20 protein-coding genes are annotated in these 17,868 nt (G+C 68.3%); 1 reads left to right on the top strand and 19 read right to left on the bottom strand.

The window, feature by feature from the left end; translation table 11 throughout:
• Positions 1-2: 2 nt before the first annotated feature.
• From CK498_RS17535 to CK498_RS17460, 16 genes are all read right to left on the bottom strand, one after another.
• Positions 3-824 (bottom strand): sulfurtransferase, encoded by an 822-nt coding sequence (locus CK498_RS17535; protein ID WP_095622136.1) that lies wholly within the window; start codon positions 822-824, stop codon positions 3-5.
• A complete protein-coding gene (locus CK498_RS17530; RefSeq protein WP_095622135.1) occupies positions 821-3,040 on the bottom strand; it encodes an ATP-dependent helicase in 2,220 nt (739 codons plus the stop codon). The genes CK498_RS17535 and CK498_RS17530 overlap by 4 nt, the downstream gene beginning before the upstream one ends.
• On the bottom strand, positions 3,037-3,579 hold the full coding sequence (locus CK498_RS17525; RefSeq protein ID WP_095622134.1) for a DUF1285 domain-containing protein: 543 nt from the start codon (positions 3,577-3,579) through the stop codon (positions 3,037-3,039). The genes CK498_RS17530 and CK498_RS17525 overlap by 4 nt, the downstream gene beginning before the upstream one ends.
• Before the next feature lie 26 nt (positions 3,580-3,605).
• A complete protein-coding gene (locus CK498_RS17520) occupies positions 3,606-4,451 on the bottom strand; it encodes a TatD family hydrolase (protein ID WP_095622133.1) in 846 nt (281 codons plus the stop codon).
• Between the two features lie 36 nt (positions 4,452-4,487).
• Positions 4,488-4,823, bottom strand: coding sequence for a PilZ domain-containing protein (locus CK498_RS17515; protein ID WP_095622132.1), 336 nt, complete (start codon positions 4,821-4,823; stop codon positions 4,488-4,490).
• 29 nt (positions 4,824-4,852) lie between these two features.
• A complete protein-coding gene (locus CK498_RS17510; RefSeq protein WP_095622131.1) occupies positions 4,853-5,839 on the bottom strand; it encodes a DNA polymerase III subunit delta' in 987 nt (328 codons plus the stop codon).
• A complete protein-coding gene (gene tmk, locus CK498_RS17505; protein ID WP_095622130.1) occupies positions 5,836-6,477 on the bottom strand; it encodes a dTMP kinase in 642 nt (213 codons plus the stop codon). The genes CK498_RS17510 and tmk overlap by 4 nt, the downstream gene beginning before the upstream one ends.
• Positions 6,478-6,496: 19 nt before the next feature.
• Entirely contained in the window at positions 6,497-7,498 is a 1,002-nt protein-coding gene (gene mltG / locus CK498_RS17500) for an endolytic transglycosylase MltG (protein WP_095622129.1), read from the bottom strand.
• A 24-nt stretch (positions 7,499-7,522) separates the two neighbouring features.
• Positions 7,523-8,320: an aminodeoxychorismate lyase gene (pabC, locus tag CK498_RS17495; protein WP_095622128.1), complete on the bottom strand. Its 798-nt coding sequence runs from the start codon at positions 8,318-8,320 to the stop codon at positions 7,523-7,525.
• 9 nt (positions 8,321-8,329) lie between these two features.
• Positions 8,330-9,568: a beta-ketoacyl-ACP synthase II gene (fabF, locus tag CK498_RS17490; RefSeq protein WP_095622127.1), complete on the bottom strand. Its 1,239-nt coding sequence runs from the start codon at positions 9,566-9,568 to the stop codon at positions 8,330-8,332.
• Positions 9,569-9,813: 245 nt separating this feature from the next.
• Positions 9,814-10,047, bottom strand: a complete 234-nt coding sequence (acpP, locus tag CK498_RS17485) for an acyl carrier protein (RefSeq protein ID WP_016414620.1) — start codon at positions 10,045-10,047, stop codon at positions 9,814-9,816.
• Between the two features lie 139 nt (positions 10,048-10,186).
• Complete coding sequence (gene fabG / locus CK498_RS17480) at positions 10,187-10,927, bottom strand: 3-oxoacyl-ACP reductase FabG (protein WP_095622126.1); 741 nt, start codon at positions 10,925-10,927, stop codon at positions 10,187-10,189.
• Positions 10,928-10,973: 46 nt separating this feature from the next.
• On the bottom strand, positions 10,974-11,930 hold the full coding sequence (gene fabD, locus CK498_RS17475) for an ACP S-malonyltransferase (protein ID WP_095622125.1): 957 nt from the start codon (positions 11,928-11,930) through the stop codon (positions 10,974-10,976).
• Positions 11,931-11,935: 5 nt separating this feature from the next.
• Entirely contained in the window at positions 11,936-13,030 is a 1,095-nt protein-coding gene (gene plsX, locus CK498_RS17470; protein ID WP_095622124.1) for a phosphate acyltransferase PlsX, read from the bottom strand.
• Positions 13,031-13,066: 36 nt separating this feature from the next.
• Complete coding sequence (gene rpmF / locus CK498_RS17465) at positions 13,067-13,237, bottom strand: 50S ribosomal protein L32 (protein WP_010627954.1); 171 nt, start codon at positions 13,235-13,237, stop codon at positions 13,067-13,069.
• Between the two features lie 32 nt (positions 13,238-13,269).
• Positions 13,270-13,797, bottom strand: coding sequence for a YceD family protein (locus CK498_RS17460; protein WP_095622123.1), 528 nt, complete (start codon positions 13,795-13,797; stop codon positions 13,270-13,272).
• Between the two features lie 137 nt (positions 13,798-13,934).
• Here CK498_RS17460 and CK498_RS17455 point away from each other — a divergent pair, with 137 nt between their 5' ends.
• The gene (locus CK498_RS17455; protein WP_095622122.1) at positions 13,935-14,531 is read left to right on the top strand and encodes a Maf family protein; all 597 of its coding nucleotides are present in this window, start codon (positions 13,935-13,937) and stop codon (positions 14,529-14,531) included.
• A 236-nt stretch (positions 14,532-14,767) separates the two neighbouring features.
• On the opposite strand, the gene sppA is transcribed toward CK498_RS17455, so the two are convergent.
• Genes sppA through rluC form a run of 3 tightly spaced genes read right to left on the bottom strand, consistent with a single transcriptional unit; the run spans position 14,768 to position 17,558 of the window.
• A complete protein-coding gene (sppA, locus tag CK498_RS17450; RefSeq protein WP_095622121.1) occupies positions 14,768-15,865 on the bottom strand; it encodes a signal peptide peptidase SppA in 1,098 nt (365 codons plus the stop codon).
• 42 nt (positions 15,866-15,907) lie between these two features.
• Entirely contained in the window at positions 15,908-16,558 is a 651-nt protein-coding gene (locus tag CK498_RS17445; RefSeq protein WP_095622120.1) for an HAD-IA family hydrolase, read from the bottom strand.
• A 40-nt stretch (positions 16,559-16,598) separates the two neighbouring features.
• Positions 16,599-17,558 (bottom strand): 23S rRNA pseudouridine(955/2504/2580) synthase RluC, encoded by a 960-nt coding sequence (rluC, locus tag CK498_RS17440; protein ID WP_095622119.1) that lies wholly within the window; start codon positions 17,556-17,558, stop codon positions 16,599-16,601.
• Positions 17,559-17,868 lie beyond the last annotated feature (310 nt).

Below are 17,868 nucleotides of genomic sequence, written 5' to 3'. Positions count from 1 at the left end.
GATCAGTCGCCGCGTGCCACCGGACGCGCCGGATCCTCGATCCACCCACTCCAGGAGCCGGCATACAGCCGTGGCAGCGGCAGGCCGGCCACTGCGTAGGCAAGGATAGTGTGGCAGGCGGTCACCCCGGAGCCGCAGTAGCTGACCAGCGCCTCGGCGCGAGGCAGCTCCACTGCCAACTGCTCGGCGGGCTTGAAGCGGCCGCTCTCGTCCAGGTTGGCAGCGCTCGGCCGGCAGCGGGCGCCGGGGATGTGCCCGGCCACCGGGTCGATGGGCTCCTGCTCGCCGCGAAAGCGCGCCGGGCTGCGCGCATCGAGCTTGAGCGCCCGCCCCGAGAACACCTCGTCGGCGTCGACCCAGGCCGCCTCATCGAATGCCGGCCGCCAGTCGCTTGCCTCGGGCGCTGCGGCCCCCGGAACCAGCGCTCCGTCGACGGCCTGCCAGGCTGCCAGGCCGCCGTCGAGCACGTAGACCTCGGGATGGCCGGCCCAGCAAGCAAGCATCCACCAGGCCCGCGCTGCGGCCAGCTGGCCGCCCATGTCGTCGAACACCACCAGCGGCCGGGACGGCAAGACGCCCAGGCGCTGCAGGGTGGCAGTGAAATCCTCGCGGCTCGGCAGTGGATGACGGCCGCCCTGCCCCGGCGCTGCCGCCAGGTCGCGATCGAGGTCCAGGTGCAGGCTGCCGGGTAGGCTCGCCTGCTGCCATAGTGCCGCGCCGGCGCCTGGCTGGTTGAGGCGTGCGCGGCAGTCGAACAGCTGCACAGCGGAGCTGGCTGCCAGGCGACGTTGCAGCGTGGCGGCGTCAATCAGCGGTGATCTCATGCGGATTCTCCAAGCGGTTCCAGGGGCGCGCGCAGGGCGATCAGGCGGCGCTTGCCGGCGTGGGTGAAGCGTACTTCGATGACCGGATTGGCCGGGTCGCCCTCGACCACCTGAATCTCGCCCTCGCCGAACACCGCATGGCGTACGCGCTGGCCGACATCGAAGGCCGCCGCCGCGTAGTGGCCCGGCGGGCTGGCGACGCCGCTGGCGGCAGCGCTGACGTCCAGCGTTCGGCCGCTGGCCGTCAGGTAGCGCTCCACCAGCGCCGGCGAGACGACCGCCAACGGCGCCTGGGGTGGGTCGGCGGTGCCCAGCGCATCCGCTACCCGCTGGCAGTCATCCCAGGCACTTTCGGCAATGAAGCGGCTGGGCCGGTGCTCGCCGCCGTCGTGGACCATCAGCAGCTGCTCCCGGGCGCGCGTCATGGCGACGTAGAACAGCCGGCGCTCCTCCTCCAGGCGCTCCGGCGTCAGCGGATTGTCACGGCTATAGTGGGGAAAATCCTCCTCGTTGACGCCCCACAGTGCCACCAGCGGCCACTCCAGGCCCTTGGCGCCGTGCACGGTGGAGATCAGGATGCCGTCGGCATCGCCGGCGCTCGCCGCGGGATCGCGATCGGGCCGCTCGAGCAGGGCAATGAAGGCCTCCGGGTCATGGTCGAGCTCGGCGGCCTGCTCGATCAGCACATCGAGCAGCCGCACGTCCTCCTCGCCCTTCTCGCGCCGCGCCGCGGCGCGCTTGAGCACCTTCTCGGCATCGAGGCGCTCGACCACCTCGGCCAGCAGCCGCGACGGCGACCAGGCAGCCAGCTTGGGCAGGTCGCAGAGCAGCGACCAGCGGCGCTTGAGGTTGCGCCGCTGGATCGGCTTGAGGCTGGCCAGCAGCGGATCATCTCGGCTCGGCCACTGCTGCGACTCGGCGAGCCGCGTGGCCAGCGCCTGCAGCCGCTCGCGGGCCACGAAGGGCGTCGGCTGGGCGAGCAGCAGCAGCAGGTGCGCCGGGTCCTGGAGCAGCCGCGGCTGACGCGCCAGGCGCAGGTAGCCGGCCAGCGCCTGAACCAGCGGCAGCCGGAACACGAAACGGTCCTCGCGGGCCAGGCGGAACGGCAGCCCGGCGCGCAGCAGCTGCAGCTGTACCGATACCGACAGCGCCCAGCTGCGCACCAGGATACAGCCCTCGGCGAGGTGCCGACCGTCACGCTGCCAGACGCCTAGCGCCTCGACCAGCGCGCCGCCGCCCTGGGCCACGCTCAAGCGGGTATGGGGGTTGCCCGCCGCCGCCAGGCACAGCTGGTCGGGACGCCGCCGATTGGCGGCGATGGCATGATTGGCCGCCAGCGCCAGCGCATCACCGTGACGGAAGGTGGTCGACAGCGGGTAGTCGTGGGCGGCGCCGAAGGTGCGGGTGAAGTCCTCGAGCATGGTGTCGGGGCGCGCGCCGCGCCACTCGTAGATGCACTGGTTGGCATCGCCCACCGCCATCACCGCCGCACGCTCGCCGGCCAGCAGTGCCAGCAGTCGCTGCTGGGCTTCATTGATGTCCTGGTATTCGTCGATGATGACATGGTCGAGAAAGCCCTCAACCCGCTGGCGTAGCGCGGCGTCTGCCTCTAGCGCCCGTAGCGGCCGATACAGCAGGTCGGCATAGGTCATCAGGCGGTGCTGCTCGAGCAGCGCCTCGGCAGCGTCGAAGGCATCGACGAAGTGGCCGGTATCGTCGCCGAAGTCGAGGCGCTCGTAGAGCGCCTGGGGCGCCTCCATTTCGGCCTTGACCAGCTCGCAGAAGTGGCCGAAGGCCTCGAGCCGGTCGCCATCCAGCGCCGACTCCAGCATTGTCTCGTCGCCGTACAGACTCTGCTGCACGGCCTGGCGCAGCAGCCGCTCGCGCTGCCACTCCTGGGCCAGCAGCTCACGCGGCGCCAGTACCCCCCAGCGAGTCAGGGTGCCGGTCAGGCGATGGCCGATGGAGTGGAAGGTGCGCACGTCGGGCAGCGCCTGGCCGGCAGGCGCCCAGCGCGCCAGCTTGGCGGTGAAATCCTCCCGCGCGGCGCGGTTGAACATCAGCACCAGCAGCCGCGACGGCGCGGCGCCCTGGGCCAGCAGGTGCAGCACCCGCGCCACCATGGTGGTGGTCTTGCCGGCGCCAGCCACCGCGGCGACCCGGGCGTGGCCGCCGGTATGGCCGACCACCGCGCGCTGCTCGTCGGTCAGCTTCACATGGCCTCCAGTTCGCCGAGCGGCTGCCAGTGGCCGGCGCTGACCAGGCCGAGCTGCTCGCGGCCATCGATGCCGCGGCTCTCGCCCTCCTCCACCAGGCGGTAGAAGACGTTGCGCCCCAGCCGTGCGGCCAGGCCAAAGCGCACCGTGACCTGCGGCACCGGCGTGCCATCCGGCGTGGCGGTGACCGTCAGCCGCTGCTGCTCGCCCAACGCCACACGGTCGCCGACGTTGGTGGTCAGCCACCAGCTGTCGCCATCGCGCTCGGCATCGACGACCACGAAGGCGCAGTCCTCGACCGCGATTTGCCACTTCTCGACCGGGCTGACCAGGTAGTGCTCGCCGTCCGCCTCGCGGCGCAGCAGCGTCGAGAGCAGCCTCACCAGCGCAGTGCGGCGCATCGGCGTGCCCTCATGCACCCAGTGGCCGTCGGCGCGGATGGTCAGATCCATGCGCCCGCTCAACGCCGGGTGCCAGCGCTCGAGGGGCGGTATCGACCCGGTAGCTTGGGTGGCGCTCAGCAGCGGCTCGAAGGACATGGCGCTCTCCCGGTGGTGCGACGCGCTCAGACCAGCCCGGCGGCGGCCAGGCTATCGCGCATCTCGGCCGGCGCATGGGGCGCCGCCTGGCGAAACAGCCGATAGAAGTTGGCGGTGGTCTGCATCGCCACTTCATCGACGCTGATGCCGCGCTCGGCGGCGATGCACTCGGCCACCTCGACCACCCAGGCCGGCTGGTTGGACTTGCCGCGATGCGGCACCGGCGCCAGGTAGGGGCTGTCGGTCTCGATCAGCAGGCGGTCGAGAGGGATCTGGCGCGCCAGTTCGCGCAGCGCGCCGGCATTGCGGAAGGTGATGATCCCCGACAGCGAGATATAGAAACCGTGGCGCACCGCCTCGCGCGCCATGCCGAGGTCCTCGGTGAAGCAGTGCAGCACGCCGCCCACTGCCGGGTCGGTGTGCGCCTTGATCAGTTCCAGCGTCTCGTCTCGCGCCTCGCGGGTGTGGATGATCACCGGCAGCTCGAGCTCGCTGGCAACGATCAGCTGGCGGCGAAAGCGCTCGCGCTGGACCTCACGGCTGGGTACCGTCTCGGGTGAGCGCTGCAGGTAGTGATAGTCGAGACCGCATTCGCCGATGGCCACCGCCGTGAAGCGCTCGGCCACCTCCTTGATGGCCTCGACGCTGGGCTCCTCATCCACCCGGTGCAGCGGGTGCACGCCGGCAGAGATCACCACGTCGTGGTGCTCGCGGGCGATGGCGGCAACCGCGGGGACCTCCTCGAGGGTTACCCCGATGGCCAGAAACTGTCTTACCCCACGTTCCCGGGCCGCGTCCAGCGCGGCGCCGAGATCGCCGTCGAAGGCGCTGAGGTCGAGTCGGTCGAGATGGCAGTGCGAGTCTACGAACATGCGCTGAGATACCAGATCGATGAGTGAAGAGCGGAGCTAGAGGGTATAGGTCCCGGCACCCTTGTCCAGTTGCCCCGCCAGATGCGTTTCGATGCGATCGCGAACGGCCTTGCCGTCGGCGCTGAAGTGCACGCCGATACCCGGTCGACGGCGCCCCGAGACCCCCGGTGGCGAGATCCACACCACCTGCCCGGTGACCGGCAGGCGGTCGCTTTCATCGGGCAGCGTGAGCAGCAGGAAGACCTCCTGGCCGAGCGCATAGCGGGCCTCGGTGGGCACGAAGATGCCACCGCGCTCCAGCGACGGCATATAGGCCTGCAGCAGCGTCGGCACATCGGGAATCGGCAGTGACAGGGCTTCCTGAGCGGCCATGGGCGATGCCTCCTGGATATCCGGGGGAGTCACGAACGCAGCAGCGCCGACCAGCGCACCAGCCAGGCTTCCAGCACCAGCTGGGGATTGGGATTGCCGCCCACCGCCAGCAGGTGGCGCTGCTCCTGAGCATAGTCGAGCAGCCGGAACCAGTCGTGGATGCGTGCGTTCTTGACCGCCTGGCGATAGAGCGGCAGCAGGTCGGGATTGCGCAGCTCGCGGCGGTCTCCCGACAGCCCCAGCCGAATCAGGTCCTCGAGCCAGGCGATACCGTACCACAGGATGCGCTCCACCGATTGCCCCGAGAGCCGCGAGGCCTCGGCCACCGGCTCGGCACCGCGCACCAGCGCATCGAACAGCTCGTGCAGGGTCTGACGCAGCGCCCGCGCCTCGGGTTCGGCCATCTCGCGGGCCAGCAGAGGCAGCCCGCCCGCGGCCGTGAGCCAGAACGGCGCTTCATCGGCATCGCCGAGTTCCTCGCCGAGCCACGCCAGGCACGCCGCCGCCGGCGGTATCGCCAGGTTCCACTGCTGGCAGCGCGAGCGAATGGTGGGCAGCATACGCGACGGGATATCGGCCAGCAGCAGGAACAGGGTGCGCTCGCCGGGCTCCTCGAGGCTCTTGAGCAGGGCATTGGCCGCCGCCACGTTCATCGCTTCGGCCGGCTGCAGCACGATGACGCGATAGCCGCCCTGCTGGGCGGTCTGATTGACGAAGGCGTTGACCTCGCGGATCGGGTCGATGCGGATCTGGCGACTCTTCTCCACCGGCGACACCCGCAGCAGGTCGGGGTGGTAGCCCGAGGCCAGCATCGCACAGCTATGGCAGCGGCCGCAGGCCAGCGCGCCGGGCGCCTGACACAGGCTGCGCGCCACCAGTGCCTCGGCCAGCTCCTGCTTGCCGACGCCGTGGGCACCGCTGAGCAGCAGCGCATGAGGCAGGCGCCCGGCGTCCTGCTGGGCGGTGAGCCGCTCCCATAGCGCCTGCTGCCAGGGAAAAGGCGCGGGGACGCTCATGGCGAGGCCTCCAGCAGTGCTGCCAGGCGCTCACCGAGCTGGGCCTGAACGGCATCGAGCGTCCCGCCGGCATCGATCACCGCGATGCGCTCGGGCGCCTGGGCGGCGCGTGCCAGGTAGGCCTCTCGTACGCGGCTGAAGAATGCCTCGCGCTCCTGCTCGAAGCGGTCCGGCTGCGAGCCGCGCGTGGCCAGGCGCTGGCGGGCCGCAGCGACCGGCATATCCAGCAGCAGGGTCAGGTCGGGGCGCAGCTGGCCCTGCACGAAGTCTTCCAGGGCCGCGATGCGCGCCGCCGGCAGGCCGCGCCCGCCGCCCTGGTAGGCGAAGGTGGCATCGGTGAAGCGGTCGCACACCACCCAGGCGCCCCGCGCCAGCGCCGGGCGGATCACCCGCGCCAGATGCTGGGCGCGGGCGGCGAACACCAACAGCAGCTCGGCATCGTCGTCCAGCGGCTCGTCGCTGACGGGGTCGAGCAGCAGCTCGCGGATCGCCTCGGCGCGCGGCGTGCCGCCCGGCTCGCGACTGCGCACCACCTCGATGCCGCGGGCGCTGAGCCAGTCGCAGACCCAGGCCATGTTGGTGGTCTTGCCGACCCCTTCGCCGCCTTCGAGGGTGATAAAACGTCCGCGCTGCTGCATGGCTACTGCCGCTCCGTAATCAGCGATTCCGTATATACCGATTGACCGCGTTATTGTGCTCGCGCAGCGTACGGGAGAAGTGATGGGTGCCGTCGCCCCGGGAGACGAAATAGAGCGTCTCGCCGGGCAGCGGGTTGACCGCTGCCTCGAGCGACGCGCGTCCGGGCATGGCGATGGGCGTCGGCGGCATGCCGTCGATCACATAGGTATTGTAGGGCGTGGCTTCCTGCAGGTCGGCGCGGGTGATGCGCCCCTCGTAGCGCTCGCCCATGCCGTAGATCACCGTGGGGTCGGTCTGCAGGCGCATGCCCTGCTGCATGCGCCGCTTGAACACCCCGGCGATCTCGCGGCGCTCTTCCGGCGCGCCGGTCTCGCGCTCGATCAGCGAGGCCATGATCAGCGCTTCAAAGGGCGTGTCGATGGTCAGGTCGTCGTCGCGCGCCTCCCACACCTCCTCCAGCACCCGCTCCATACGGCTCAGCGCCTGCTGCAAGATCTCCAGGTCGCTGACACCTTTGTGATAGCGATAGGTATCGGGAAAGAACCAGCCCTCGGGATGCACGCCTTCACGGTCGAGCAGTGCCATCACCTCGTCGTCGGAGAGTCCTTGGGTGCGATTGTCGAGCTTGGGCGCGTTGTCGAGCAGCTGGCGCATCTGGCGGAAGGTCCAGCCCTCGGGAATCGTCAGCGGATAGGTGACCACCCGGTCGCTGCCCAGCAGCTCGATCAGCTCGCGGCCGCTCATGTCCGGCTCGAGCATGTACTCACCGGCGCGCAGGCGCGGCACCGACTCGGGTTCGATCCGCGTCAGCAGGCGAAACGCCCAGTCGTCGGCGATGATCCCACGCGCCGCCAGGTCAGCCACCACGCGATTGTAGCCGGCGCCGCGCGGTACCTCGTAGAGGGTGTTCTCGGCCACCGCCAAGGGCGCCTCGAGTCGCGATTCCCAATAACGATAGCCCGCATAGACGGCGGCTGCCGCCACCACGGCCAGCAACAGCAGGCCCTTGACCACTCGCATCTCGTGTCCTCGATCAATTGCGTCTCAGCGTATCGCCGGATAGCCCAGCAGCGCATGCCCGGCATCCTGCAATAGGCGGTGATGTGCGTCCAGCGTCCAGCGGCGCAGGCAGGCTCCTTCGGCGGCGTCGAGCTGCACCAGCGGCCATACGCCCTGCAGCGAGTTGCCCAGCCACACCGCCTCGGCGTCGAGCAGCGCTTCCGGGCCAGCCTCGACCTCGCTGATGGCCAGTTTCGACAGCAGCGCATCACGCAGGGTCCCGGCCACACCGCAGTACGCCAGCCGCGGGGTCTCGAGGCGCCCCTGCCGCGACCAGAACAGGTTCATGCAGGTCGCCTCGACCAGCTGCCCGTGGCTGTCGCTGAGCAGCCCCTCGGCGATGGCGTCGTCCTGCCACTCGCCCCGCGCCAGCACGTTCTCCAGGCGGTTGAGGTGCTTGATCCCAGCCAGTGCCGGCTGGCGCCCCAGGCGCAGCCGGCAGTGACGCACCCGCACGCCGTCACGCCAGCGCTCAGGCTGCGCGGCGAAGGCGGCAAGCTGCCAGCGCAGCCGCGGTGACGGCGCGTCCGGCGGCCGGTACCCGCGCCCGCCGCTGCCACGGGTGACGATCAGCTTGAGCACGGCGAGCCCGGCTGGCGCTTCGGCGCAGCAGGCACGCAGGGTATCGGCGTCGGGCGCGGTGAATCCCAGCCGCTCGGCACCGCGCTGCAGGCGCGCCAGGTGCTCGCGCCACAGCAGCGGCTGGCCATCACGCAGCAGCACGGTCTCGAACAGGCCGTCGCCATAGGCCAGTCCACGATCATCGAGGGGCAGCGGCTCCACGCGGCCGCCTCAGACCCGGGTGAAGATCAGCGAGCCGTTGGTGCCGCCGAAGCCGAACGAGTTGGACAGCGCCACGTCGATCTTCATCTCGCGGGCGGTGTGCGGCACGTAGTCGAGATCGCAACCCTCCTGGGGGTTGTCCAGGTTGATGGTCGGTGGCGCGACCTGATCGCGCATCGCCAGCACGCTGAATACCGCCTCCACCGCCCCGGCGGCACCCAGCAGATGACCGATCATCGATTTGGTGGAGCTTACCGCCACCGATTCGGCGCCACTGCCCATGACCTTCCTGACTGCACGGCTTTCGGCGAGATCGCCGGCGGGTGTGGAGGTACCGTGGGCGTTGATGTAGTCGATGCTGGCGGCGTCGATGCCGGCGTCGCGCACCGCATTCTGCATCGCCAGCGCCGCACCGCGGCCGTCTTCCGGCGGCGCGGTCATGTGGTAGGCATCATCGCTCATGCCGAAGCCCTTGAGTTCGGCGTAGATGGTCGCCCCACGCGCCTTGGCGTGCTCGTACTCTTCGAGCACCATCACCCCGGCACCATCGGAGAGCACGAAACCGTCGCGGTCACGATCCCAGGGGCGGCTGGCCGCGGCGGGGTCGTCGTTGCGCGTCGACAGCGCACGGGCCGCCGAGAAACCGCCCAGGCCAAGCGGCGTGGTGGCCATCTCGGCGCCGCCGCAGATCATCACGTCGGCGTCGCCGTAGGCGATGGTGCGGGCACTGTAGCCGATATTGTGGGTACCGGTGGTACAGGCAGTGGTAATCGCGATATTGGGGCCGCGAAAACCGTGCTGAATCGCCAGGTTGCCGGAGATCATGTTGATGATCGATCCGGGCACGAAGAATGGCGAGATGCGCCGCGCGCCGCCCTTGTTGAGGGCATTATGGTTGTGTTCGATCATCGGCAACCCGCCGATCCCCGAGCCGATTGCCACGCCGATACGATCGGCGTTCTCCTCGCTGCACTCGAGGCCGGCGTCGCTGATCGCCTGTGCTCCCGCAGCCACGCCGTACTGAATGAACAGGTCCATCTTGCGCGCGTCCTTGGGGTTCAGGTAAGGACTGATATCGAAGTCCTTCACCGAGCCGCCGAAGCGCGTGTTGAAGCCGCTGACATCGAAATGCTCGATGGCGGCAATGCCGCTCTTGCCGGCCACAATATTCGCCCAACTCGCGTCGACGGTGTTACCCACCGGCGTTACCAGACCGAGCCCGGTCACCACGACCCTTTTCCGAGACATCAGCTCTCCTCCAAACACCCTTGATGGCACGGCCACGCCAAGCAGGCCACGTGCCGTTTTGCGCGCATTATACCTGAACCTGAGCGGCCTGTGGCCGTCGCTAAAACATCCCCGCAACGGCCGTGTCGAACCGACTGTCAGCGGGCGTCAGCGTCATACGAAAACGGGAGCCGCCCTGCTGGCAGGACGGCTCCCGTAACGGCCACTGGCCGCGATCCGACAGCGTAATACGCTGACGTCACACCTTACTGGTGAGCGTTGACGTAGTCGATCGCTTCCTGAACGGTGGTGATCTTTTCGGCTTCTTCGTCGGGAATTTCGGTATCGAATTCCTCTTCGAGCGCCATCACCAGCTCGACGGTATCCAGCGAATCGGCGCCGAGATCTTCGGTGAAGGAGGAGGTGTTCTGGATGTCCTCTTCCTTGACGTTCAGGCGCTCGGCCACAACCTTCTTCACGCGCTCTTCGATAGTGCTCATTATGTGGTCACTCCAGTCGTTCAAAATAGCCGTTGAAAATCCAGCCGTTCGAAATCCGCTAGCCCAAAAAGCTGCGGGGTAGTGTATAGACCGCCCCAAGGCGACGCAACACGCGCGCCCCGAAGCGACCTGCGCGCAATCAGCGCATGTTCATGCCACCGTTGACGTGAAGCGTCTCGCCGGTGATGTAGCCCGCCGTCTCGCCGGTCAGGAAACCCACCGCGGCGGCGATCTCCTCCGGCTGACCGAGCCGCGACAGCGGGATCTGGCCAAGCAACATCTCGTGCTGCGCCTCGGGCAAGGCATCGGTCATGTCGGTGGCGATAAAGCCCGGCGCCACATTGTTGACGGTAATGTTACGCGACGCCACCTCGCGCGCCAACGCGCGAGAAAAACCTTCCATGCCGGCCTTGGCCGCAGCATAGTTGCTCTGGCCGAGATTGCCCATGGTCGCCACCACCGAGCTGATGCTGACGATACGCCCGAAGCGTGCCTTGGTCATGCCGCGCAGACAGGCCTTGCTGACGCGATAGACAGACTTGAGGTTGGTGTCCAGCACCGAGTCCCACTCGTCGTCCTTCATGCGCATCAGCAGATTGTCGCGGGTGATGCCGGCGTTGTTGACGAGGATGGTCGGTGCGCCGAACTCCTCGCCGATGGCCTTGATCAGCGCATCGACGCCGGCCTGGTCGGTGACATCCAGGCAGCGCCCGGCGCCCTGGATCCCCTGGGCCTTGAGATCGGCATCGATCTTCGCCGCACCGCTTTCGCTGGTCGCCGTACCGATCACCACACGCCCCTGGCGGCCCAGCTCATGGGCAATGGCGCGCCCGATACCGCGGCTAGCGCCGGTGACCAATGCAATTCTCGCTTCGCTCATAGCCTGTCCCGATTGAGTCATGATCCTGATCGACCGACGCTCTGCGTCAGCCCTGCTTGCCGGCCTCATGGGCCAGCTCGAGCGCCGCGCTCAGGCTGTCGGGGTCGTTGACCGCCAGCCCCTTGCTGCCGCGGGCGATACGCTTGTTGAGGCCGGTCAGCACCTTGCCCGGGCCGCACTCGATGAACACCTCGGCACCCTGGGCGGCCATCGCCTCGACGCAGGCGGTCCAGCGCACCGGACGATACAGCTGCTCGATCAACCGCGTGCGCAGGGTATCGACATCGGCATGCGCCAGCGCATCGACATTCTGCACCACGGTATAGCGCGGTGCACGCAGCTCGATCGCGTCCATCGCCGCTTCCAGCCGTTCGGCAGCGGGCCGCATCAGCGCACAGTGCGACGGCACCGACACCGGCAGCGGCAGCGCACGCTTGGCGCCGGCTTCCTGGCACGCCGCGATGGCGCGCTCCACTGCCGCCGCCGCGCCGGCGATCACCACCTGGCCGGGGGCATTATAGTTGACTGCCGAGACCACATCACCCTGGGCGGCCTGCTCGCAGGCCGCCTCCACGGCTGCGTCGTCGAGGCCCAGGATCGCCGCCATGGCACCCTTGCCCGCCGGCACCGCCGCCTGCATCGCCTCGCCGCGCAGCTTGACCAGCCGTACGCCTTCGGCGAAGGTCATCACGCCGGCGCACACCATGGCGCTGTACTCGCCCAGGCTGTGCCCGGCCATCGCCGCCGGGCGCGGCCCTTCGAGCTCCTGCCACACGCGCCAGATCGCCACGCTCGACGTCAGCAGCGCCGGCTGAGTACAGGCGGTGGCATTGAGGTCCTCTTCCGGCCCCTCCTGCACCACGTGCCAGAGATCGTATCCCAGCGCGTCCGAAGCCTCCTCGAAGGTCGTACGCACCACGCTGTAGCGCTCCGCCAGCTCGCGCATCATGCCCATGTGCTGGGAGCCTTGTCCCGGGAACATGAGGGCCAGGGATTGAGTCATGGCTATCACCTCTGGGGGTTGTCTGCGTCCATTCGACGGGGGTCGGCCCCGCTAACGCCTCGGCCGCACGCGACCGACGCGTTAGCACACCGCCACTGGTCCAGCTCCCGCGCCAGGTGCTGCGGCAGCGCCTGGTCGACCTCTTGCATGGCACGCCCCACCGCATAGCCGAAACCCGCGGCATCGGCCCCGCCGTGGCTCTTGACCACGATTCCGTTCAGCCCCAGCAAACTGGCGCCGTTGTAGCGCACCGGGTCGAGCTCACGCTTGAGGCGCCGCAGCGCCGGACGTGCCAGCAGCCCCACCAACCGGCTACTCCAGTGGGCATCGAAGGTCGCCTGCACGCGCTCCATCAACATTCTCGCCAGGCCTTCGCTGGCCTTGAGCACGGCGTTGCCGACGAAACCGTCGCACACTACCACATCGACCCGTCCGGAATAGATACCGTCGCCTTCGATGAAGCCGCGATAATCGAGTCCTGACATGTCGCGCAGCAGGGCATCCGCCTCGCGCACGCTGGCGCTGCCCTTGGTGCCCTCGACGCCGATATTGAGCAGTGCCACCCGGGGAGCCGCCAGACCATCCACGCGCCGCGCCATCACCTCACCCATCAGCGCGAAATCCACCAGTCGCGCCGCCGACGCCTCGACGTTGGCGCCCAGGTCGAGCAGATAGCAGCGGCCGCCCTCACGGGTCGGCACGGCGGTGCTGATCGCCGGACGCGGGATGCTCGCCACGGTACCCAGGACCCGCCGCGCCAGGGCCATCAGCGCGCCGGTATTGCCGGCGCTGACGCCGGCATCGGCATGCCCGCTGGCCACGTCATCGAGCATCATCGCCATGCTGCTGTCATGCGCTTCGCGCAGCGCCTGGGAGGGCTTCATGGCCTGATCGATGACGCGCGGCGCATCGCACAGCGTCAGCCGCTCTGCGACCACCTTCAGATCGGCAGGCAAGGCAGCGATTTCGGCCGCCAACAGCGGCCGAGGGCCGAACAGACAGGCAGAGAGTCGTGGCTGCGAAAGCAGCGCACGCGCGGCGCCCTGCACGGTGGCGCGGGGACCGAGGTCCCCGCCCATCGCATCGATGGCGACGCGCATGATCAGCGGGCGAGATACGCCAGGTCGAACGTCGACTTAAACGTCGACGACCTTGCGGCCACGGTAGAAGCCGTCCGGAGAGACGTGGTGGCGCAGGTGGGTAGTGCCGGTTTCCTTGTCCTGGGACAGGGTCGGCGCGCTCAGGGCGTCGTGGCTACGACGCATGCCGCGCTTGGAACGGGTCTTGCGGTTCTGTTGAACTGCCATGAGATATCACTCCAGAGTGTATCGATGATGAATCAGGATTTGTCTTTCAAGGTGCGCAGCACCTCGAAAGGACTGACAGCGGACGTCTCCTCGACTGCGGACGCCTCACCGCTGGTCAGCTGGTCGCGAGAGACGCGGCACTGCGCCTCCTCGTGGTAAATCACCTGCGGCAGGCTGAGGAGCAATTCGTCCTCGAGCACGCTAAGGAGATTCAGCTGTTCGTTTTCCACCAGCACCGGCTCATGGGTGCTCGGCAGTTCGGCCGCCAGATCGTCGCTGCTGACCATGCCGAGCAGAAACCGGCTTTCGACGCGCTGCGCCATTGGCGTCAGACAGCGCCGGCACGGCAGCTGCAGCTCGGCACTCAGCCAGCCGTCGATGATGCGTCGCCCCTGGGCATCGATGGCGAAGTCCAGGCGCACCTCGACATTGCCGTGCTGCTCGCCGCTCTCGGCGGCGAGACGTGCAAAGCCCTCGAGCGGCACCAGCCCCTCGAGACGTTCGCCATTGGCAGCGAGCCGGTAGGGCTCGACCTGCTGAGGAAGTCGTGTGGTCAACATAGGCGCGCAATGATAGGCACTCGCCCCGCCCCTGTCAAAGCCCTGATGCGCGGCATCGAGCGGTGCTGTACAAGCCAGCGCGGCACGAGGCAGACTGGCGCTCTATCGCGCTGCCGCCCCATCTCAAGGAGAGACGCATGCCGGACCTGGTACTTGCCTCCAGCTCGCGCTGGCGACGCCAACTGCTCGAACGCCTGGGCCTGCCGTTCAGTTGCGCCAGCCCCGACATCGATGAGACGCCACGCGCCGATGAAACACCCCAGGCGCTGGTCCACCGCCTGGCGCTGTCCAAGGCCAGCCGCCTGGCAGAGGCGTATCCCGCCCACCTGATCATCGGCTCCGACCAGGTCGCGGTCTTCGACGGCGAGATTCTCGGCAAGCCCGGCGATGCGGCCACCGCGCGCGCCAACCTGACGCGCTTTTCCGGGCAACGGGTACACTTCATTACCGGGTTGGCGCTGCTCGACAGCGCCCACGGCCGCCACCAGGTATCCCATGCCACCTACGACGTGGTATTTCGCCGGCTCAGCGAGGCCGAGATCGCCAACTATGTGGCCCGCGAACAGCCCTTCGACAGCGCCGGCAGCTTTCGCATGGAGGGGCTCGGCATCAGCCTGTTCGAGAAACTCGAGGGCGACGACCCCAATACGCTGATCGGCCTGCCGCTGATCCGCTTGTGCGCCATGCTGCGCGAGGCTGGCATGGATCCGCTGGGTGCGAGCCAAAACGACTAGGCAGCTTTTCGTAAGCGACGCGGCTTTTCCGGCGACAGGCCTACGCGGGGGCGCTGTAAACCCATCCCTGGGCGCTACCTTTTCCCTGCTACGCTTTCGCATCCCTGCTTCGCTTGCAGGACCGGGGTTGGCCATCCATGGCCAACCCGTTCGGCGAAAAGAACCTCCGCTTTGACCTGCCCCCGGCGCCGCTACCGAGTGACATCCAGCGGCTCGGCGCTTTAAGCTCGGCGCTATCAGGGCAACTGATAGCGCAGCGGCGAGTGCGAGCTAGGCAGCCCCATCCACTCTGCGGCCACGCGCCCGAAGTGGCGCGTGAAGCGCTCGAAGGGATCGAGGCGCGGCGTATAGTCACGCAGCTGCGGCTCGTCGAGCAGCTCGCGGGCCAGGCCATCGAGGCTCTCGATACCGTCGACCAGCCCCAGGCTCAGCGCCTGCTCGCCGCTCCATACCAGCCCCGAGAAGATCTCCTCGTCGTCGGCCAGGCGGTCGCCGCGTCCGGCGCGCACGGCATCGACGAACTGGCGGTGCGTGGTCTCCAGCACCTCCTGCCAGAACAGCCGCTGGCTGGGGTCGATCTCCGAAAAGGGATCGAGGAACGCCTTGTTGTCGCCGGCGGTGAACACCCGACGCTCGACGCCGAGCCGATCGATCGCCTCTTCGAGGCCGAAGCTGGCCGACACCACACCGATGGAGCCGACCAGGCTCGACGGCGCGACCAGGATCTCATCTGCGGCGGCGGCAATATAGTAGGCGCCGCTGGCGCCGATATCCTCGACCACCGCATAGATCGGCTTGTCGCCCTCGCCGCGCAGCCGCATGATCTCGTCGTAGATGCGCTGCGACTGCACCGGGCTACCGCCGGGGCTATTGATATGCAGCACCACCGCCGCCGCGCTGTCGCTCTCCCAGGCGCGCTGGAGCCCCTCGATGATGCGCTCGGCGTTGGCCGGCGATTCGCTGTCGATCACCCCCTTGACCTCGACCACGCCCAAATGGGGTTCGCCCGGCGGCACTTCGCGGGCGGGCCAGAACAGGCCATACAGGGTAGCCGACAGCGACGCCAGGATCAGCGCGGCAAAGAAGAAGCGAAAGAACAGCTTCCAGCGTCGTGTGCGACGCTGCTCGGTCAGCACGCCGCCCACCCAGCGGTCCATCATCTCGATCTGCGCCAGGCGCTGACGCTCGCGCAGGGTCTCGGCATCCTCACCCGGCGCGGCGGCTGGCTCGCCGGACCGTGCGGCGAGCGCCTCGCGCCGCTGCTCGGGGCTCAGCTCAGGCCCCTGGGTCCACTTGTCTTGGGCGGGGGGATCGTCTCGCTTGTCGTCACTCATCGGCGGTCCTGCTCGTGTAGGGGGTGAATCAAGACGGGCGGCTCAGGCGTGCAACCAGTCGATCAGTTCGGGGAAGGCATGGGCGGTGAAGCTTGGCTGGCAGGCGGCCAATCGTCGGGGCTCGTGAACGCCGTAGGTCACGGCGATACGATCCATGCCCAGCGCGCGGGCCATGTCCAGGTCGTATTCGGTATCGCCGACCATTACCGCATCCCCGACATCGACGCCGGTCTCGTCCAGGAGTTCCTCGAGCATCTGCGGGTGCGGCTTGGAGCGCGTCTCGTCGGCGGTGCGGCTGGCATCGAACCAGGCGCCGCTGCCGTTGGCGGCGAACACCCGATCGAGGCCGCGACGGCTCTTGCCGGTCGCCACTGCCAGACGTGTGCTACGCCCCGCGCGCAGCCGTGCGATGCCCTGCTCGACGCCGGGAAAGAACCGCAGCGGCGTCTGGTCGGCGGCGCGAAAGCGCAGCGCATAATGCTGACGAAGGGTCTCGGCGCGCGCCGCGCCGATCCCCGGACACAGCTTGTCAATCGCCTCTGGCAGGCCCAGGCCGATGATGTCGCGCACCGCGGCACGGCTCAGTTCGGCGAGGCCGGTATCGCGCGCTGCGGCCAGCATGCAGTCGACGATGCGCGCCTCCGAATCCATCAGGGTGCCATCCCAGTCGAAGATGATCAGTCGATAGCGCATCGGCGCTCCTGTGCAGCAATACAGTCGATGAATAAGATAGTCAGCGCGCCTTGCGGGCGCGGACCAGCACCGCCTCGAGCTCATCGCCCAGCGGCGCCTTGATATGCACCGGCCGGCCGCTGGTGGGCTCGGGAAAGGTCAGCGCCGCGGCGTGCAGGAACAGCCGCGACAGCCCCAGCCGGCCGGCCAGATGCTGACCCTCGCGGGAGCCGTACTTGTCGTCGCCGAGCAGCGGATGACCGGCATGCGCAGCATGCACGCGGATCTGGTGAGTGCGCCCGGTCACCGGCTCGGCCTCGATCAGGGTGGTGCCGGCGAAGGCTTCGCGCACCGCGAAGCGGGTCCGCGACACCTTGCCATCGGGGTCGACGCGCACCCGGCGCTCGCCATTGCCGGCCTCGAAGCGGTCGAGCCGGGCGCTGACGTAGTCGCGTCGCGCCGGCCAGCGACCGGCCACCAGGGCCAGATACTGCTTGTCCATCTGGCGCTGCTTCAAGGCGTTGTTGAGCGCCACCAGCGCCGGGCGCGACTTGGCCAGCAGCAGGCAGCCGGAGGTGTCGCGGTCGAGACGGTGCACCAGCTCCAGGAAATCGAGATCGTCACGCACCTGGCGCAGCGCCTCGATCAAGCCGATCTTGACCCCGCTGCCACCGTGCACCGCCAGCCCCGAGGGCTTGTTGATCACCAGCCAGTCGGGGCCCTCGACCAGCACGCTGCCAGCCAGCAGGTTGCGCAGGTTGTCGCTGACCTCGCGGGTCGCCTCCTCGGGGGCCAGCCGCAGCGGCGGGATACGCACCAGATCGCCGTCGACCAGGCGGTAGTCGACCTTGACGCGCTTCTTGTTGACGCGCACCTCGCCCTTGCGCACGATCCGGTAGATCAGGGCCTTGGGCGCCCCCTTCAAGCGGGTTCGCAGGAAGTTATCGATGCGCTGCCCGGCCTGCGCCTGGGTTACCTCGACCCACTGTACTGCCCTGCCCACTTCTTGCCCGTCGGCCATGCCCACCTCGACTCGCTATGATGCTCGAAGGCGGCATTCTACCTTAGCCGTCGCCGCTCTGCGCCAATTGCTGGTGCCAGGCATTGCTGGTATATTTCAGGCTCGCTCAAATGGGCAACCAGCGCCCGGACGATGCGCCTGCACGACAAACACGCAGGCCAGAGCGACGATCAAGGCCGCAGTCATGACGGCAACGCCGCATGCCCTGCCGCCGGTAGCAAGTAGCAGTAGATCACCAAGCAGTTGATAACAGATTTTGAACGCCACGCCCGACCCTGGACTCCTCCCGCCCCTTTCGGCGCGAGCAGTA

It is taken from the genome of Halomonas salipaludis (genome assembly GCF_002286975.1).
GTDB lineage: Bacteria > Pseudomonadota > Gammaproteobacteria > Pseudomonadales > Halomonadaceae > Franzmannia > Franzmannia salipaludis.
This window is presented reverse-complemented; position numbering and strand designations above follow the sequence as displayed.

Coding starts and splice junctions, on each gene's coding strand:
- CK498_RS17535 (WP_095622136.1), bottom strand. CDS start 824: ATGAGATCACCGCTGATTGACGCCGCCACGCTGCAACGTCGCCTGGCA.
- CK498_RS17525 (WP_095622134.1), bottom strand. CDS start 3,579: ATGTCCTTCGAGCCGCTGCTGAGCGCCACCCAAGCTACCGGGTCGATA.
- CK498_RS17520 (WP_095622133.1), bottom strand. CDS start 4,451: ATGTTCGTAGACTCGCACTGCCATCTCGACCGACTCGACCTCAGCGCC.
- CK498_RS17515 (WP_095622132.1), bottom strand. CDS start 4,823: ATGGCCGCTCAGGAAGCCCTGTCACTGCCGATTCCCGATGTGCCGACG.
- CK498_RS17510 (WP_095622131.1), bottom strand. CDS start 5,839: ATGAGCGTCCCCGCGCCTTTTCCCTGGCAGCAGGCGCTATGGGAGCGG.
- tmk (WP_095622130.1), bottom strand. CDS start 6,477: ATGCAGCAGCGCGGACGTTTTATCACCCTCGAAGGCGGCGAAGGGGTC.
- mltG (WP_095622129.1), bottom strand. CDS start 7,498: ATGCGAGTGGTCAAGGGCCTGCTGTTGCTGGCCGTGGTGGCGGCAGCC.
- fabF (WP_095622127.1), bottom strand. CDS start 9,568: ATGTCTCGGAAAAGGGTCGTGGTGACCGGGCTCGGTCTGGTAACGCCG.
- acpP (WP_016414620.1), bottom strand. CDS start 10,047: ATGAGCACTATCGAAGAGCGCGTGAAGAAGGTTGTGGCCGAGCGCCTG.
- fabG (WP_095622126.1), bottom strand. CDS start 10,927: ATGAGCGAAGCGAGAATTGCATTGGTCACCGGCGCTAGCCGCGGTATC.
- fabD (WP_095622125.1), bottom strand. CDS start 11,930: ATGACTCAATCCCTGGCCCTCATGTTCCCGGGACAAGGCTCCCAGCAC.
- plsX (WP_095622124.1), bottom strand. CDS start 13,030: ATGCGCGTCGCCATCGATGCGATGGGCGGGGACCTCGGTCCCCGCGCC.
- rpmF (WP_010627954.1), bottom strand. CDS start 13,237: ATGGCAGTTCAACAGAACCGCAAGACCCGTTCCAAGCGCGGCATGCGT.
- CK498_RS17460 (WP_095622123.1), bottom strand. CDS start 13,797: ATGTTGACCACACGACTTCCTCAGCAGGTCGAGCCCTACCGGCTCGCT.
- CK498_RS17455 (WP_095622122.1), top strand. CDS start 13,935: ATGCCGGACCTGGTACTTGCCTCCAGCTCGCGCTGGCGACGCCAACTG.
- sppA (WP_095622121.1), bottom strand. CDS start 15,865: ATGAGTGACGACAAGCGAGACGATCCCCCCGCCCAAGACAAGTGGACC.
- CK498_RS17445 (WP_095622120.1), bottom strand. CDS start 16,558: ATGCGCTATCGACTGATCATCTTCGACTGGGATGGCACCCTGATGGAT.
- rluC (WP_095622119.1), bottom strand. CDS start 17,558: ATGGCCGACGGGCAAGAAGTGGGCAGGGCAGTACAGTGGGTCGAGGTA.